The organism is Hymenobacter lucidus (genome assembly GCF_020447265.1).
Lineage (GTDB): Bacteria > Bacteroidota > Bacteroidia > Cytophagales > Hymenobacteraceae > Hymenobacter > Hymenobacter lucidus.
This window is the reverse complement of record NZ_JAJADR010000001.1, coordinates 307,579-323,274: the sequence shown is the minus strand read 5'-3', so window position 1 is coordinate 323,274 and position 15,696 is coordinate 307,579. Positions and strand designations below refer to the sequence as shown.

Annotated in this window: 15 protein-coding genes; 10 read left to right on the top strand and 5 right to left on the bottom strand. The window is 60.6% G+C overall.

The window, feature by feature from the left end; genetic code table 11:
• The first annotated feature begins 207 nt into the window (after positions 1-207).
• The 4 genes from LGH74_RS01290 to LGH74_RS01275 all read left to right on the top strand — a co-directional run bounded on the left by LGH74_RS01290 (position 208) and on the right by LGH74_RS01275 (position 5,011).
• A complete protein-coding gene (locus LGH74_RS01290) occupies positions 208-792 on the top strand; it encodes an energy transducer TonB (protein ID WP_226170691.1) in 585 nt (194 codons plus the stop codon).
• A 1-nt stretch (position 793) separates the two neighbouring features.
• On the top strand, positions 794-1,591 hold the full coding sequence (locus LGH74_RS01285) for an energy transducer TonB (RefSeq protein WP_226170689.1): 798 nt from the start codon (positions 794-796) through the stop codon (positions 1,589-1,591).
• 104 nt (positions 1,592-1,695) lie between these two features.
• Positions 1,696-3,252 carry a hydroxymethylglutaryl-CoA reductase gene (locus LGH74_RS01280; RefSeq protein WP_226170687.1) on the top strand — a complete coding sequence of 519 codons (1,557 nt, stop codon included), beginning with the start codon at positions 1,696-1,698 and terminating at the stop codon, positions 3,250-3,252.
• A 199-nt stretch (positions 3,253-3,451) separates the two neighbouring features.
• Complete coding sequence (locus tag LGH74_RS01275; protein WP_226170685.1) at positions 3,452-5,011, top strand: T9SS type A sorting domain-containing protein; 1,560 nt, start codon at positions 3,452-3,454, stop codon at positions 5,009-5,011.
• A 96-nt stretch (positions 5,012-5,107) separates the two neighbouring features.
• Here the strand turns inward: LGH74_RS01275 and LGH74_RS01270 are convergent, their stop codons facing one another.
• Complete coding sequence (locus tag LGH74_RS01270) at positions 5,108-5,632, bottom strand: hypothetical protein (protein WP_226170683.1); 525 nt, start codon at positions 5,630-5,632, stop codon at positions 5,108-5,110.
• A gap of 124 nt (positions 5,633-5,756) precedes the next feature.
• Complete coding sequence (locus LGH74_RS01265) at positions 5,757-6,965, bottom strand: homogentisate 1,2-dioxygenase (RefSeq protein ID WP_226170681.1); 1,209 nt, start codon at positions 6,963-6,965, stop codon at positions 5,757-5,759.
• 287 nt (positions 6,966-7,252) lie between these two features.
• Here LGH74_RS01265 and LGH74_RS01260 point away from each other — a divergent pair, with 287 nt between their 5' ends.
• Positions 7,253-8,281, top strand: coding sequence for a transglutaminase-like domain-containing protein (locus LGH74_RS01260; protein ID WP_226170679.1), 1,029 nt, complete (start codon positions 7,253-7,255; stop codon positions 8,279-8,281).
• A gap of 114 nt (positions 8,282-8,395) precedes the next feature.
• Here the strand turns inward: LGH74_RS01260 and LGH74_RS01255 are convergent, their stop codons facing one another.
• The gene (locus tag LGH74_RS01255) at positions 8,396-8,872 is read right to left on the bottom strand and encodes a lipocalin-like domain-containing protein (RefSeq protein WP_226170678.1); all 477 of its coding nucleotides are present in this window, start codon (positions 8,870-8,872) and stop codon (positions 8,396-8,398) included.
• A gap of 181 nt (positions 8,873-9,053) precedes the next feature.
• Positions 9,054-10,748 (bottom strand): S41 family peptidase, encoded by a 1,695-nt coding sequence (locus LGH74_RS01250; RefSeq protein WP_226170676.1) that lies wholly within the window; start codon positions 10,746-10,748, stop codon positions 9,054-9,056.
• 411 nt (positions 10,749-11,159) lie between these two features.
• Here LGH74_RS01250 and ruvX point away from each other — a divergent pair, with 411 nt between their 5' ends.
• The 4 genes from ruvX (at position 11,160) to LGH74_RS01230 (ending at position 13,884) form a co-directional block, all read left to right on the top strand.
• Entirely contained in the window at positions 11,160-11,570 is a 411-nt protein-coding gene (gene ruvX / locus LGH74_RS01245; RefSeq protein WP_226170674.1) for a Holliday junction resolvase RuvX, read from the top strand.
• On the top strand, positions 11,567-12,175 hold the full coding sequence (gene def / locus LGH74_RS01240; RefSeq protein ID WP_226170672.1) for a peptide deformylase: 609 nt from the start codon (positions 11,567-11,569) through the stop codon (positions 12,173-12,175). The genes ruvX and def overlap by 4 nt, the downstream gene beginning before the upstream one ends.
• Positions 12,176-12,445: 270 nt before the next feature.
• Positions 12,446-13,423, top strand: a complete 978-nt coding sequence (locus tag LGH74_RS01235; protein WP_226170670.1) for a zinc dependent phospholipase C family protein — start codon at positions 12,446-12,448, stop codon at positions 13,421-13,423.
• 89 nt (positions 13,424-13,512) lie between these two features.
• On the top strand, positions 13,513-13,884 hold the full coding sequence (locus LGH74_RS01230; protein ID WP_226170667.1) for a DMT family protein: 372 nt from the start codon (positions 13,513-13,515) through the stop codon (positions 13,882-13,884).
• 143 nt (positions 13,885-14,027) lie between these two features.
• Here the strand turns inward: LGH74_RS01230 and LGH74_RS01225 are convergent, their stop codons facing one another.
• The gene (locus LGH74_RS01225) at positions 14,028-14,318 is read right to left on the bottom strand and encodes a hypothetical protein (protein WP_226170664.1); all 291 of its coding nucleotides are present in this window, start codon (positions 14,316-14,318) and stop codon (positions 14,028-14,030) included.
• 349 nt (positions 14,319-14,667) lie between these two features.
• Between LGH74_RS01225 and LGH74_RS01220 the strand changes: the two genes are divergently transcribed.
• Positions 14,668-15,642, top strand: coding sequence for a helix-turn-helix transcriptional regulator (locus LGH74_RS01220; protein WP_226170662.1), 975 nt, complete (start codon positions 14,668-14,670; stop codon positions 15,640-15,642).
• Positions 15,643-15,696 lie beyond the last annotated feature (54 nt).

Below are 15,696 nucleotides of genomic sequence, written 5' to 3'. Positions count from 1 at the left end.
ATCTAGCCAGCGCCGGACGGTATCTGCACCAGTGCAGAATGTATTTGGGGCGGCATCGTACATCCGATACTTGGCGGGCAGCTTTCCTGGCGGAGCGGCGACCCACTTCGGCAGTGGCAGTCCGGGCATTCGGAAAGAAATGTATCTTCCGGATATTGGCAGAGTCCATGGCCGCGTTACCGGCTTACCACCGCTGCTCATCCTGCTATGCTTAATCTGCCCATCCTGAATGTCCGCCTGACTGCCTGCTATGCACCTGGGCAGCCGATGGTGCCTGCCCAGCAGGTGCATCCCCGATTATGGCACCTTTTTGTGGTCGTAATAATGGGCATTCTGGCGCTGAATAGTCAGCAGGCCCGGGCACAGACAAATGAGGCGGTGCTGGCCAGGGCAGCGTGGACAACTGCGGAAGACCTGAACCCCACTAGTCTGACTGTTAATCAGGAGGCTTTGCTGGCTCCTATGGGTGCGCTGCCACCTGGTAAGATCATCTGCTACTTTGGGGAAAAGATGCCCGAGTTTCCCGGTGGCTATGAAGCTATGTTAACATATTTCAGGCGCAACCTGCGGTATTCGGCCGGCAACACGTCTTCGGGTAAAGTGTTCGTCAGCTTTACAGTCACCAAAACCGGCGCTATCCGCAACGCCAGGGTTATGAAGGGAATTACTCCGGCGCTGGATGTGGAAGCGGTGCGCGTAGTCAGCCACATGCCATCCTGGAAACCCGGTGAGCAGAACAACCAGCCGATTGACGTCGACTATACAGTTCCTGTCACCTTTAGCCAGAAGTAAGATGCTCGACCTGCCCATCCTGAACGTGCGCCTGAGCCCTTGCCACGAAGGCTGGCAACAGATGACGCCTACTGAGCAAGGCCGCCACTGCCAGAGCTGCAACCGGACGGTGGTAGACTTCACCGCCGCCACCCAAGCCGACCTGGAAGCTGCCCGCGCTGCCTCGGCGGATGGGCGGCTGTGCGGCCGGTTCCGGGAGGCGCAGCTGGCTCCGGCGCAGGTGCAGCTACGGCCGAAGCTGCGGCGGTTCGTGGTGGCGCTGGTGCTGGTATGCGGGCTGGGGCTGAGCAGTGGCGAGGCCTGGGCGCAGCTGCAAAAGGCCGAGCTGAATACCCGGTTTAAGCCCGCTACCGAGTTGCAACTCAAGACGCCGGAGGAGCTTAGCCCGGTTTCCCTTACGGATGACGCAAAACCGCTACTCGCACCAGCAGCTGCCCTACCGGAACCCAAGGAGCGAATGGTATTTGGGGGTGTGGAGCAGATGCCGCAGTACCCCGGCGGCATGAACAGCTTACTCACCTATATTGGGCAAAACACGCGCTACCCCGACGGAGTCATGGCTTCGGGCAAAGTGTTCGTCAGCTTCTTGGTTACCAAAACCGGAGCTGTAACCAATGCCCGTGTTGTGCGAGGAGTTGCCCCGGCATTGGATGCAGAAGCATTACGCGTGGTCAGCCAGATGAGCAATTGGCAACCGGGCACTCAGAATAACCTGCCGGTAGACTGTGCTTACACGCTACCAATCACCTTCAGCCGGGAGCCGGATGCCGCGCCCGAAAAGCGGAAAGGCAAGCGCTAGGCCACCGGGCAGTAGCCGCTATTCTTGGGGGCGGCACGGGCGGTTCGGGGAAAAATTCGCACATTAATCCCGCCATATCCCCACCGAACCCACTTTCGCGCCTTATGATCTTTACGCCCAGCCCCATGCTCCTCAAGCTGCTCTACACCCGTGGCAGCCTGCACAACACGCCCGAGGGCGTGGCCTTCAGCATCAAGAACCGCCTCGACACAGTGCGCATCACCCGCATCGACGCCGTGCAGATTGACGGGGTGCGCCTGGGCGTCGAGCAGATTACCATTGACCTGGGCGAGGGCGACATGCGGCCCGCCACGGTGTTCAACGCCGACAGCGCGGGCTTTGAGCTGCCCGTAGGCCAGGCCGCCACGTTTCACTTGGCCACTGAGCACCTCAAGGAAGGCATCCACACGGTGCAGGTGCAGTTCTCGGCCGACCCATTCGGCGACCTGAGCGTGGAAGTGGAGGACGCCATCGTCAACATTCCCGACAACCGCACCCGCATTCCGCGCCAGGACCAGGACGACTACTCCGAGGCTGCCATTCAGGCCCGACAGCGCTTTGCCGAGGAGTTTTCGGGCCAGGAGTTCAAGCACCTGAAGAATTACTCCTTCGACCCCCACATGCTGCAGGGCAACTGTGAGCATTTCACCGGCGTGGCCCAGATTCCGGTGGGGCTGGCCGGGCCGCTGTTGGTGAATGGCGAGCATGCCCAGGGCGAATTTCTCATTCCGATGGCCACCACCGAAGGCACTTTGGTAGCTAGCTACAACCGCGGCATTCAGGTGCTCAACCTCTGCGGGGGCGTGAAATGCACCGTCATCGGCGACGCCATGCAGCGGGCTCCGGTGTTCGTGTTCGACGATGCCCGCGGGGCCCGGGACTTCGGCAAGTGGGTTGAGGCGGAAATTGACAAGATCCGGCCCGAAGCCGAAAGCACCTCCCGCATTGCCAAGCTGCAGTACATCGATACCTACCTGAGCAACAAGTTTGCCTACCTGCGCTTCAACTACAGCACCGGCGACGCGGCGGGCCAGAACATGGTGGGTCGGGCCACCTTTGCCGCCTGCTCCTGGATTCTGGAAAACTACAAGGGCGCGCCCATTCGCCACTTCTACCTCGAATCGAACTTCGCCACCGACAAGAAAGCCTCGCAGATCAACGTGATGCGGACCCGGGGCAAGCGCGTGGTGGCCGAGGCCGTGGTGCAGCGCGACGTGCTGCAGCAGCGCATGCGCGTAACGCCCGAGCAGCTGGCCTACCACGGGCAGGTGAGCAACGTGGGGGCCTTTCTGAGCGGGGCCAACAACAACGGCGCCCACTCGGCCAACGGCATTACGGCCATGTTCATTGCCACCGGCCAAGACGTGGCCAACGTGAGCGAGTCGTCGGCGGGCGTGCTGTATTCGGAAGTAACCAAGGAAGGCGACCTGTACCTGAGCATCACCATTCCCTCGCTCATCGTGGCTACCCACGGCGGCGGCACGGGCCTGGCCACCCAAAACGAGTGCCTGCGGATGCTGGGCTGCGTGGGCCGGGGCACGGTCAATAAGTTTGCTGAAATAGTGGCCGGCGTGGTGCTGGCCGGCGAGCTAAGCCTGGGCTCGGCCATCTCGTCGTCGGACTGGGTGAGCAGTCACGAGCAATACGGCCGTAATAGGTAGCGCGACAGAATAGAACGTCATTCCGAGGCGCAGCCGAGGAATCTCACGTGGCGTCGTTGCAATAGTAGCTGTCATCCTGAGCTTGCGAAGGACCTTAGGGGAGTTGAACGACACTCGCTCCGCCGTGATAAGGTCCTTTGCAAGCTCAGGATGACAGACGTATTTTAAGCTTGCATTACATGCCTCCCTATTGCCCGTTATGAAGAAGCTTCTACTGCTAAGCCTGCTGCTGACGCCTGCCGGGCTGCGCGCCCAGTCGCAGCACCCCAACGTGCTCATCAGCGTGCAGAACTCGCCCAACGAGACGAGCATTGCCATCAACCCCAAGAACACCCAGGAGCTAATTGCCGGGGCCAACCTCAACAACCAGTACAGCTCCCTCGACGGGGGCCGCACCTGGACGTGGCGCACCCTGACCTCACCCTACTCCGTGTGGGGCGACCCGGTGGTAGTAGCCGATACGACGGGTGCGTTTTACTACTTCCACCTTTCCAACCCCGGCGGCACGTTCGGCGCCTTCCCTTTCATCGACCGAATGCTGGTGCAGCGCACTCCGCAAGCCGCCTCACCCTTCAGCTACCGCAGCTTTTTTGGCCTGAACCCGCCCAAGCAGCAGGACAAGGAATGGGTAGCCGTAGACCGCAAAACCAACGCCCTCTACGCCACCTGGACCGAATTTGACACCTACGGCAGCCTCAGCTCCCGCGACAGTACCCGCATCCTGTTCTCCAAATCGACGGACCAGGCCCAGACCTGGAGCACGCCCAAGCGCATCAGCTTCTACGGCGGCGACGCCGTGGATGAGGACGAAACGGTGGAAGGCGCCGTGCCGACCGTGGGTCCCAATGGAGAAATCTATACTGCCTGGGCCGGACCGCGCGGTATCGTGTTCAACCGTAGCCTCGACGCGGGCCAGACCTGGCTGCCCAAAGAGCGCACCATCGTGAGCCAACCCGGCGGCTGGGACTACGCCGTGCCGGGCATTTACCGGGCCAATGGCCTGCCCGTAACGGCCTGCGACGCCAGCCCGGGGCCCCACCGCGGCAACGTGTACGTGAACTGGACCGACCAGCGCAACGGCCCCACCGACACCGACGTGTGGCTGGTGCGCAGCACCGACGGCGGCCAGACCTGGAATGCCCCATTGCGGGTAAATAACGACCCGCCCGGCCGGCACCAGTTTTTCACCTGGATGACGGTGGACCAAAAAACGGGCTACCTCTGGTTCGTGTTCTACGACCGGCGCAACTACACCGATACCCGCACCGACGTGTACGGCGCCCGCAGCACCGATGGCGGCCTAACGTTCCAGAACTTCCGGCTTAGCCAAAGCCCGTTTACGCCCAACCAAAGCGCCTTCTTCGGCGACTACACCAACATTACAGCCCACGACAACGTGGTGCGTCCTGTCTGGACGCGCATGGACAACATCCAGTCCAGCGCCTGGACGGCCCTGATTGACGTGACAGTACTCTCCTCGAAAGCCACCGGCACTCTGCCGGGCCTCACGCTTCAGACCTACCCCAACCCGGCGGCGCACACGCTGCACCTGGCCCTGGAGCTGCCCAAGGCCGCCGTTACCGACGTGGAGCTGCGTACCGCCACCGGCCAACATGTGCGCACGGCCCTGCACCAGAGCCTGCCGGCCGGACATCAGCAGCTCAGCATTCCGGTGCAGGATCTGGCCCCCGGCATCTACTTGCTGGAGGTGAAAGTGGGCAACAACAGCTTGCACCGCAAGGTGACGGTACTGCACTAGCCGTCTGCCGGGCTGCCTCTGCAGAATTGCTACCAACAAAAAGGGCCGCTGAAACCAGCGGCCCTTTTCTATTTGGGTCTAAAGCAAACGGTCGGCTTACAGCGGGTCGGCGGTTACTTTGAAGCGGGAGTCGGCTTTCACCGTTACTTCCTTGCCAATGGTGCTGTTCACGGTAGCCTGGGTGTGGAGCGTGTAGCTGGAAGCTTTCAGGTACTTGTCGAGTTTGGCGCCGCTGGGCGTTAGCTCGATGCTCGTTACGCCCTTGGGCACCTGGGCCAGCGAAGCCAGCGGCACGATGTCGTTCTGGTCGGTGCCGATGGAGATGCTGATGCTGTTGAGAAAGTCGAAGTTCGAAGCTGCCGGGTCGGTGATGGTGAGCGTGAACTTGGTGAGCGTCACATCCTTTACCAAGTCGGCGCTGGTGTTGTTGTTCTTGAAGGTCTGCTCGGCGTTAGTCGTTACGGGTACCGGCAGAATGACGGGCACAGTAACCACGGGGCTGGCCGGAATCTTGATATTCTGGCTGTAATCGATGTTGAACGTCAGCAACTCATTGATCTTTTTACAGCTCATTATGCCCAGCAGCAGAAAGAGCGGGGCCAGCAGGAGGATTTTTTTCATGTTGGTCAGTTGGTGCAGAAGGTGATGGAAAAAGGTTGGAAGACGCACAACGCCGGCCCCAAGAGTTTAGTGCCGGCGTTGCTTGACATCAATATAGACTTTTTCAGTTTATCTATAACCTTTTCTAGTCCATCATATCGGCGGCCCGGGGCGGCTCGTGCTTGAAGTCCGGGTTCCAGCTCATGGGGTAGTTCTTGTCCACGTAGGGCAGGGCGGCTTCGGTGAGGTAGAGCGGCCGGAACGTGTCGACCATGACGGCCAGCTCGTGGGTTTCCTTCTTGCCGATGCTGGCCTCCACCGTACCCGGATGCGGCCCGTGCGGAATGCCGCTGGGATGCACCGTAAACGAGGCCAGATCCACCCCCTTGCGCGACATGAAGTTGCCGGCCACGTAGTACAGCACCTCGTCGGAGTCCACGTTGGAGTGGTTGTAGGGTGCCGGGATACTGTCGGGGTGGTAGTCGAACAGGCGGGGCACGAAGGAGCAAATCACGAAATTGTGCGCCTCGAAGGTCTGGTGCACGGGCGGCGGCTGGTGGATACGGCCCGTAATGGGTTCAAAATCGTGGATGCTGAAGGCATAGGGGTAGAAATACCCATCCCAGCCTACCACGTCGAATGGCGAGTGGCCGTAGGTGAGCTGGTGCAGGTAGCCTTCCTTTTTGATTTTGACGAGGTAGTCGCCAGATTCGCGCACATCGCCGGTAATGAGCTCGTGGGGCGGCCGGATGTCCCGCTCGCAGTAGGGCGAGTGTTCAAGCAGCTGGCCGAAGTGGTTGCGGTAGCGCCGGCAGGTTTCGATGGGGCTAAACGACTCGATAATGAGCAGCCGCACCGGCCCCTCGTCGAAATGAAGCTGGTGGATGATGGTGCGCGGAATCACGACGTAGTCGCCGGCCACGAAGCGTACGATGCCCAGCTGGCTCCACAGCTCGCCGCTGCCTTCGTGCACGAAAATCACCTCGTCGGCCAGCGCGTTCTTGTAGTAGTAATCCATACGCCGCTCCGTGGGGTTGCAGATGCTCATGGTCACGTCGGCGTTGCCGATGAGCGTCTGGCGGGCCTGCAGGTAGTCGCCGCCGGTGGTGGTTTGGCCCAGGGTGCGCAGGTGGCTGGGCTCCAGGGGCCGGTCTTTCAGCAGCTTGGGCGCGTAGGGAATCGTCTCCCCCACCTTTTTTATCTGGGTAGGTGGGTGAATGTGGTAGAGCAAGGACGAGACGCCGTGAAACCCGAGCGTGCCCACGAGCTGCTCGGAATAGAGCGTGCCGTCGGGCTGGCGGAACTGGGTGTGGCGCTTGTGCGGAATCTGACCAATACGATGGTAGTAAGCCATAGAAAAGGAATTTGCGGGTGGGAGAGCGGGTGGGGTTCCGGTGGGTGAAGGTAACAACTACCCGACAAACGCTAGATAGCGCCGCAATGGTTTGGGCTGGTATTGCTAACGTTATCTGAAACAACATTGCCGAAAATGAATTCTCTCCGTAGTCGTGGTGTCTTAGCAGCTACGGCGGCCGGCGTACCTTTGTAAGCCGCTATCCATCATCTGATCCTGATAGTTGGTTCCAAACCGTTGGCGGCCCCGTTTCTCCGCCAGCTCATTTTACCTCTAGCTTACTTCCAGTGCTTCATTTTCCCTCGTGGTCTAAAGTTCTTCCGCTGGTGCTGCTGGCCGGCTCCCTGTCGGCCGGTAACGGCAAGCCCACCAACGCTATTCCCGTGCATGCCCGCACCTTCGCCTTTGAGTACACGGCCACGGTAAAAGACTTGCCGGCCCAGGCCAAAGCCGCCGACCTCTGGATTCCGGTACCGCACTCCGATAAGTCGCAGGATATTAAGGACCTAACCATCAGTTCGCCCTATCCCTACGAACTGCTTGAGGCGGCCCACGGCAACAAAGTGCTGCACCTGCGGGTGCTGAACCCAGCGCCAGCGCCTTTCTCGGTCACGATGAAATTTAACGCCACCCGGCGCGAGCACAAAAACCCGGTACTGATGCCTGAAGCTGGGGCTAAAAAGGAAAAGGAAGCCACCGACCCCGACATGCAGCGCTGGCTGCAGGCCGACCAGCTCGTGCCTCTCGACGATAAAATCCGGCTCTGGGCGCAGGAAGTTGTAGCTAAGGCTGGCGCCAAAACCGACCTGGAAAAGGCCCAGGCCATCTACAACCACGTCGTCAGCACCGTGAAGTACGACAAGACCGGGCAGGGCTGGGGCCGAGGCGACATCTACTACGCCTGCGACGCCCGCCGCGGCAACTGCACTGACTTCCACGCGGTGTTTATCGGCTATTGCCGCGCCGTGGGCATTCCGGCCCGCTTCAGCATCGGCTTTCCGCTACCTACCGAGCGGGGCGAGGGCGAAGTGAAAGGCTACCACTGCTGGGCCGAGTTCTATACCAAAGCCACTGGCTGGGTGCCCGTCGACGCCTCCGAGGCCGCCAAAGACCCCGCCCGCCGCAACTACTTCTTCGGCGCCCACGACGAAAACCGCGTCGAGTTCACCCGGGGCCGCGACCTGACACTGGCCCCGCGCCAGCAGGGCCAGACGCTCAACTATTTCATCTACCCCTATGCCGAAGTGGATGGCAAGCCCTTTGCCTCCGTCGACAAGCAGTTCCGCTACCACGACGTAGTACAGGCTAAGAAGTAGGCTTTCCGACGAATTGTAGCACTAAAAAGCGGGCTATTCACTACTGGTTGCAGCCAGTAGCGGATAGCCCGCTTCTCGTTTTCATAGCTTGGGGAAGAAAGTTCTGGTGCCTGTTTATCGTTTCAAAAAGGTTACTATCATTATAAAAGGCCCCTGGGAAGTGGTAGTGCGATACGCTAGCTTTACGCGACTGGCCGTCAGCTCCTGTATCTGCCAGTTATTCTCGAAGGTGGTATTGCCCCCGGTGATGGTCAGGGTCTGGCCGTCATTGCTTACCTGCCACTGACCCTGCAGGTTGTGGCTTTCCTGCCGACCGCAGTTCAGAGAGCCAGAGCTTTCGAAGTAGCGGTGCTGCTCATCGGCCTGTTCGAAGCGGATAACGTCGTCCTGCATACAGGGCAATATTCGTTCTTTGCTGGCCTGGCGGCCGGTCTTTTCCGTCCAGCTCACCCAGCGCCAGCTCGTGTTTGCCAGCAGGCTGGTGCGCCGCACCGGGGCGGCCAGCAGCCCCACCTTTTCCCAGGCCACAAACAGCCCCGTGCCCAGCAGCACCAGTAAGCCGATATGTTTCAGGTAAGTAGGCAATGGCATGAGTAAGGCCCAGCCACTTTAAACGGGAGGCCGCGCTTACCAAAATTCCACACCTCGGCGCCTGTTAGCAATACCCACTTCTGGGTATTTTACTCCTTCATAATCACTCCATAACGAGGCCGGGCGCGGCCTTCCTCACGAAAAGCAGCGCCCGGCATTTTATTAGGTCGATTCGCTTCGGTTACTTCAGCAGCCCCAGCATGGTAGAGGCTTCGCCGGTGCCGCTCAGGGCGCGCAGGGCCTGCTGCAGCTCGGCATCCTGGTCGCGTAGCACCTGATAGTAGGCGGTTTTGCCGTAGGCGCTGCGGGCAATAAGTGCCTTGAGTTGCCCACGCAGCAGCGGGGTGCAGCGCTTCAGGCCGGCCGCATCGGCGGGCACACCGTCGTGGGCAGCCTGGGCAGCCAGGGCCTGCAGCTGAATATCGGTGATGCGGAAAGTGGTGTTGAACTGCTCGAAGCGCAGGCCTTCCAACTCGTCTTTGTGGTCTTGATAGAAATTCAGGGCAAATTCCCGCACCAGGTTGTGGCTCTGCAAGCGAGTGTAGTAAGCCGAGTAAGCCGACGTGTCGCGGGGCACGAACAAGTCGGGCATGATGCCGCCGCCGCCGTACACGGTGCGGCCCTTGTCGGTGCGGTAGCGCAGCGAGTCGGCGAAGTGGATGCTGTCGGCGTGGAAATACTCGCCGTGCTTCTGGCGCTGCGCCAGCTCTTTCTCATACGCCTCGTAGCCACCCCGGTACGACTTCTGAATGGAGCGACCCGAAGGCGTATAGTAGCGGGCAATGGTGAGGCGCAGCTCCGAGCCATCGTTGAGGGCAATGGGTTGCTGCACAAGGCCTTTACCGAAGGTACGGCGGCCTACTACCAGGGCCCGGTCGTGGTCCTGCAGGGCGCCGGCCACTACTTCGGCGGCCGAGGCGCTGCCTTCGTCCACCAGCACTACCAGCGGGCCTTCCTCAAACTCGCCCACGGCGCGCGAATACGTCTGGGTGTCGTACACGTCGCCTTTGCCGTCGGTATACACTATTTTCTTGGTGCCGCCGATGAATTCGTCGGCCAGCTTGGTAGCGCGGTCGAGGTAGCCGCCGGGGTTGCCGCGCAAATCGAGCACGAGGCGGGTGAGGCCCTGGCGGCGCAAGTCGCCCAGCGCCTGCTTGAACTCGTCGTAGGTACCGCTAGCGAAGCGACTCACTTTGATGTAGCCGGTTTCGTTGTCAATCATATAGGCCACGTCCACCGAGCTGTTCGGGATACGGTTGCGGGTTACCAGCACGCTTAGCGGCTTGGCCTGGCGGCGGCGCTGCACCAGCAGCTGCACCTTGCTGCTGCGGGGGCCGCGCAGCTTACCAAACATCTGCTCGGTGGTGATGTGCACGCCCGAAACCGGCTCGCCGTTCACGGCCAGAATACGGTCACCGGGCTGCAGGCCGGCCTGCTCGGCGGGGCCGCCACTCAGAGGCGAAACGATGGTAACAGTGTCGCGGAAGAGGTTGAACTCTACGCCCACGCCATCGAAGTCGCTCTGCAGGAAAGCCGAGGCCTGCTGCTGTTGCTTAGCTGGAATAAAGACCGAGTGCGGGTCGAGGCGCTCCAGCATGCGGCTGATGGCATAGTCGGACAGAGCTTCGGCGTCGACGGAATCGACGTAGTCGCGGTCGACATAGCTCAGGATTTCTTTGAACTTAAGATAGCCCCGGGCCGTGCCGTCAGGGTTCTGGTCGGAGGGCCGAAACGGATTTGCTCCCAGCAAAATACCACAGGCTAGCACCACGGCCAGCAACAGCGGCTGCCGGATCTGGCGGCGCGTGTTGTGGGGAGCAGCAACCGGATTAGGTACCGGTCCGGGGGCCTGAGCATCGTTTGACTCAACGGTCATAAGCGTCTGAGAGTGTAGAAGTTCGGGCTATACGAGAAGCTGTTGAAACGGGGTGATCCTTCAAAACTATTAAAACTTTTCTAAGAAACCACAAGGCAACATAGCTGTATCCGGATTTTCCGATAACAGTACAATTTTATATGAATTAAAAACTATAAAAGACCAGAACTACCCGTAATCTTGCAAATGCGCCCAGACTGTAAAGCTCTGGCTGACAAATATAAATCTATGATTTTTCAAAGTCTGTCATCTTTAGACGAAACGGGCCGGCAGCGGGTTGGGCAACAGGTTGTGGCGGGTCAGCGGTAGAGCCGGCCAGCATCGGAAACATGCCACCTTTCTTGCGGGCTGTCGTATCTTTGTGCGGCGGCGCAACCAGTGCGGGCCGCCGCTTCTTTTTTCACGCATCTCATGGGACGTATCCTTGCCATTGACTACGGCAACAAGCGGGTCGGACTGGCCGTTACGGACCCACTCCAACTTATTGCCACGCCGCTCGAAACGATTCACAGCCAGGATCTGCTGAGCTACATCAAAGCGCTGCATGCCCGGGAGCCCCTTTCGGCCCTGGTAATTGGCATGCCCAAGACGCTGCTCAACGAAGCCACCGACTCGACCAGCGCCGTAGTGGGCGTGGTGCGGCGGCTGCGCAAGGACTTCCCCGAGTTGCCCCTGCACGAAATTGATGAGCGCTACACCTCGCGCATGGCCCACGCGGCCATGTTGGCTGGGGGCCTTTCCAAGAAGGACCGCCGCGACAAAGCCACCGTTGATAGGGTAAGCGCCACCCTGATTTTGCAATCTTTCCTTGAATCCCGATGATTTACCCCATTGTTGCTTTCGGTGACCCCGTCCTGAAAACCCGCGCCAAAGACATTGCGGCCGATATTCCCGCCGCCGAGTTGAAGCAGCTGGTCGATGATATGTTTGCCACCATGTACCACGCCAACGGCGTAGGCCTGGCCGCGCCCCAGATTGGCAAAGGCGTGCGTTTGTTCGTTATCGACTCGGCCCCGATGGTGGCCCGCGACGAAGACGATGAGGACGAAGAAGAAACCGACGCCGACCCAGCCGAGGCTCCTATTAAGCGGGCCTTCATCAACCCCGTGATGATCAGTGAAACCGGCGAGGAATGGGGCTTCGAGGAAGGCTGCCTGAGCATTCCGGGAGTGCGCGAAACCGTATTTCGCCACGAAACCATCGTGATTCGCTACGAAGACGAGCAGCGCGTGCAGCGCGAAGACACGTTTTCGGGCATGACGGCCCGCGTGATTCAGCACGAGTACGACCACCTGGAAGGCGTACTGTTTACTGACCATCTTTCCAGCTTTAAAAAGCAGCTTATCAAAGGCAAGCTCACCCGCATCAGCAAGGGCGACGTAAGTGCCGACTACCGCATGCGCTTCGCCGGCCAGGGCCGGCGCTAAGCCGCTTGTAGTCAGGAAAACACACCTCGCCGGTCCGGCCGCAAAAAAGCGCGCAGGGCCGGCGAGTTTTTTTGTTACTTGGGCTATCAGAACGTCATTCCGAGGCGGAGCCGAGGAATCTCGCGTGCAGTGGTATTGTCATGCTGAGCTTGCCGAAGCATCTCTACCGCCACAGTAATTTCCCGGCGCTTGTTCAACAAAGCGAGAGAGATGCTTCGGCAAGCTCAGCATGACGGCCTTTTCCCAACAACGAATTCCTCTCCCGATTATATGCGTAAAACCCTTACCCTGGCCCTTTTTCTGATGCTGTGTCTGCTGCCGCAACGGCCTCAGGCGTGGGGCTTTTTCGGGCACCGGCTTATCAACCGGCTGGCGGTATTTACGCTGCCACCCGAAATGGTGGGGTTTTATAAGAGCAACATCGACTACCTCACCGAAAATGCCACCCGGCCCGACTCGCGCCGCTCGGTGGTGCCCGGCGAAGCGCCGCGCCACTTTCTCGATGTGGATGTGTACGGCGACAGTGCCCTCACCCAGCTGCCCCACAACTGGACCGACGCGGTGGCCAAGTACGGCGAAGACTCCTTGATGAAGCACGGCATTGTGCCCTGGCACGTGGTTAGGATGAAATTCCAGCTCACTGACGCCTTCAAAAAGCGCGACGCCGACCGGATACTGAGCCTCTCGGCCGATATGGGCCACTACATTGCCGATGCCTGCGTGCCGCTGCACACCACTCACAACTACAACGGGCAGCTCACCGGGCAGCGCGGCATTCACGGGTTCTGGGAAAGTCGACTGCCCGAAATCCTGAGTGCCAACTACGACTTCTTCGTGGGCCAGCCGGTGTATCTGAAGAACCCGACCGAAACCATCTGGAAAGTGGTAGCCCGCTCCAATGCCGCCGTCGACTCGGTGCTGCGCTTCGAGCGGGAACTGACCACGCAGTTTGCCGAAGACCGGAAGTTCGGCTTCGAGGAGCGCGGCAACGCCACCGTGCGCGTGTACTCCCGCGACTTTACCAACGAGTACCACCAGCGCCTCAACGGACAGGTGGAGCGGCAGCTGCGGTTGGCCGTGAAGCTGGTGAGCAGCTTCTGGTATACTTGCTGGGTAGATGCCGGCCAGCCCGACCTGGGCAAGCTGCCCCGCACACCCTCCGAAACCGAGAAGCAGCGCCTGGCCAAGGAAGCCACCGAGCTGCGCAACGCCCCGGCCCAGGCCGTGGTACCGGGCCACGAGGACTGAGGCTTGGAGGTGGCCCCTAATGCCCCGGGGCTGCATCCCGGGTGGCCGCCCCACGTATGCAGGCTGGTTCTGCTGTACTTTACTTCGCCATGAAAGCCCTCTACACCATCCTGCTGCTCACTATTTCCAACCTGTTTATGACCTTCGCCTGGTACGGGCACCTGGAGTTCAAGCGCATTTCGTGGCTGCAGGGGCTGGGGCTGGTGGGCGTGATATTGGTGAGCTGGGGGCTGGCCTTTTTCGAGTACGTGTTTCAGGTGCCGGCCAACCGCATCGGGTTTCAGGAGAATGGCGGCCCCTTCAGCCTGTTTCAGCTCAAGGTGATTCAGGAAGTGGTGTCGCTCACGGTCTTCACGCTCTGCGCCGTGTACGTGTTCAAAACCGACAAGCTGGCCTGGAACCACGTGCTGGGCTTCGCGCTGCTGGTAGCGGCGGTGTACGTCATTTTCCGGAAGTGGTGAGGCTTTTGGCATTCTCAGCCAGCCATTTGGCATAGCCGAGCAACTACGTGAGGCCGCTAATCCCGCAGTTCCTACCCACTACTTGTTGCAGGCAACGCTAAGAGCCAGCTCAGATTTTACTTTTCAGCGGTGGTAAACGCGTCCTACTGCTCGGGGTGAGGCAGGGGTTCGGCGGGCAGCGGCAGCACCACATTGGCCATGGCCTTGAGGTCGAGGTCTGGCACAAACCCGTCGCACACGGTCAGGATGCTGAACAGGTACCGCTTCAGCTCGGCGGGGTCGGGTGGCGACTGGCGCAGCGCGGCCTGCACCAGATGCAGCGACAAATCGGCCAGCACGAGCTGCTTGCGGGTAGTGGGGTTGCTGGCCGCAACCGCCCCGGACTCCGTCAGGGCATGTGCTTGCCGCACCAGGTCTAGAATAGGGTCTTGCATCGTTAATCAGGTAAGGGGAAGAAAGTGGGGGTTACTACCGCCCGGTGGCACTGCGAGTACCGGCCCAAAGATGCGGGAAAGCACCGGTTCTTGTGCTGCTTCGGGAGGGAAGATGCCAGACGAAGAAAAGCCAGCTCCGCTGCACGATTACACCAATGGAGCTCAGTACGGAGCAGGCTATCAGGCAGCGAGGCCAAGTGAAAAATCTATCTTCGTTCCGGGGTTGCGCCAGCCTGTTGCAGCTGATGCACCGGGCCCGTGGCTGGCGTGGCCGCGGCTTCCTCACGGCCCCACTCCTACCACCAGCGCGGCTTTTCTGGTTTCCTCTTCTCGACCTGTTTCCTTTCGTATGAACCGATTTGACCGCATCACGGCTATGCTCATCCAGCTGCAGGCCAAACGGGTGGTGAGCGGCCCGGCGCTGGCCGAGCAGTTTGGCGTGAGTTTGCGCACGGTTTACCGCGACATGCGGACCCTGGAAGAAGCCGGAGTGCCCATCGTGGCCGAGTACGGGGCGGGCTACTCTTTGGTGGAAGGCTACCGGCTGCCGCCCGTTATGTTTACCCGCGACGAAGCCACGGCCCTGCTCACGGCCGAAAAGCTGGCCACCCACCTCACCGACGCGCCCACGGCCCACCTCAACGCCACCGCCATGGACAAGGTGCGGGCCGTGCTGCGCCACCCCGACCGTGACCATCTAGCCACCCTGGCGCCCCACATTCAGGTGCTGGAGCCCCGCAACCAGGCCCACCACCCCCAGGCCTACCAGCAGCTGGTGGCGGCCGTGGCCACCCGGCAGGTGGTGCACCTACGTTACCAGGCCGCCGACCACGATGCGCCCTCTACCCGCGCCATCGAGCCCATTGGCCTGTATCTGAGCCAGCACTGGCACGTGGTGGCGTATTGCCGGCTGCGGCAGGCTTTCCGCAACTTCCGCCTCGACCGGATTCAGCAGATTGCGCTCAGCCCGGAGGTCTTTGTGCCCCGCCTCGCTACGTTGCAGCAGTACTGGGCTGCCGAGGCCGTCCGGCGGCAACGGGAAAAAGTGGTGCTGCGCTTCCAGCCCGCGGCCATGCTGCCCGCCTCTTTGCAACATCTGCACGACACCAAGCACCAGTACGGGTGGGCTCACGAGCAGCCCTTGCCGGCGGACGAGCTGGAAATGACCTTGTTTCTGGGCTCATTGCCTTACCTGGCCACCTGGCTGCTGCCCTACGCCGGGGCCGTAACCGTGGTGGAGCCGCCGGCCCTGCACGAGCACCTGCGGGAACTGGCCCAGCGGGCCCACAATTATTTTTGCACCCCGCCCCAGAGGCTGACATAAGGCTGTCAGTATTGGCCGCGACGTTTGTGGAGTCAAGCGACAAACACACGTTTA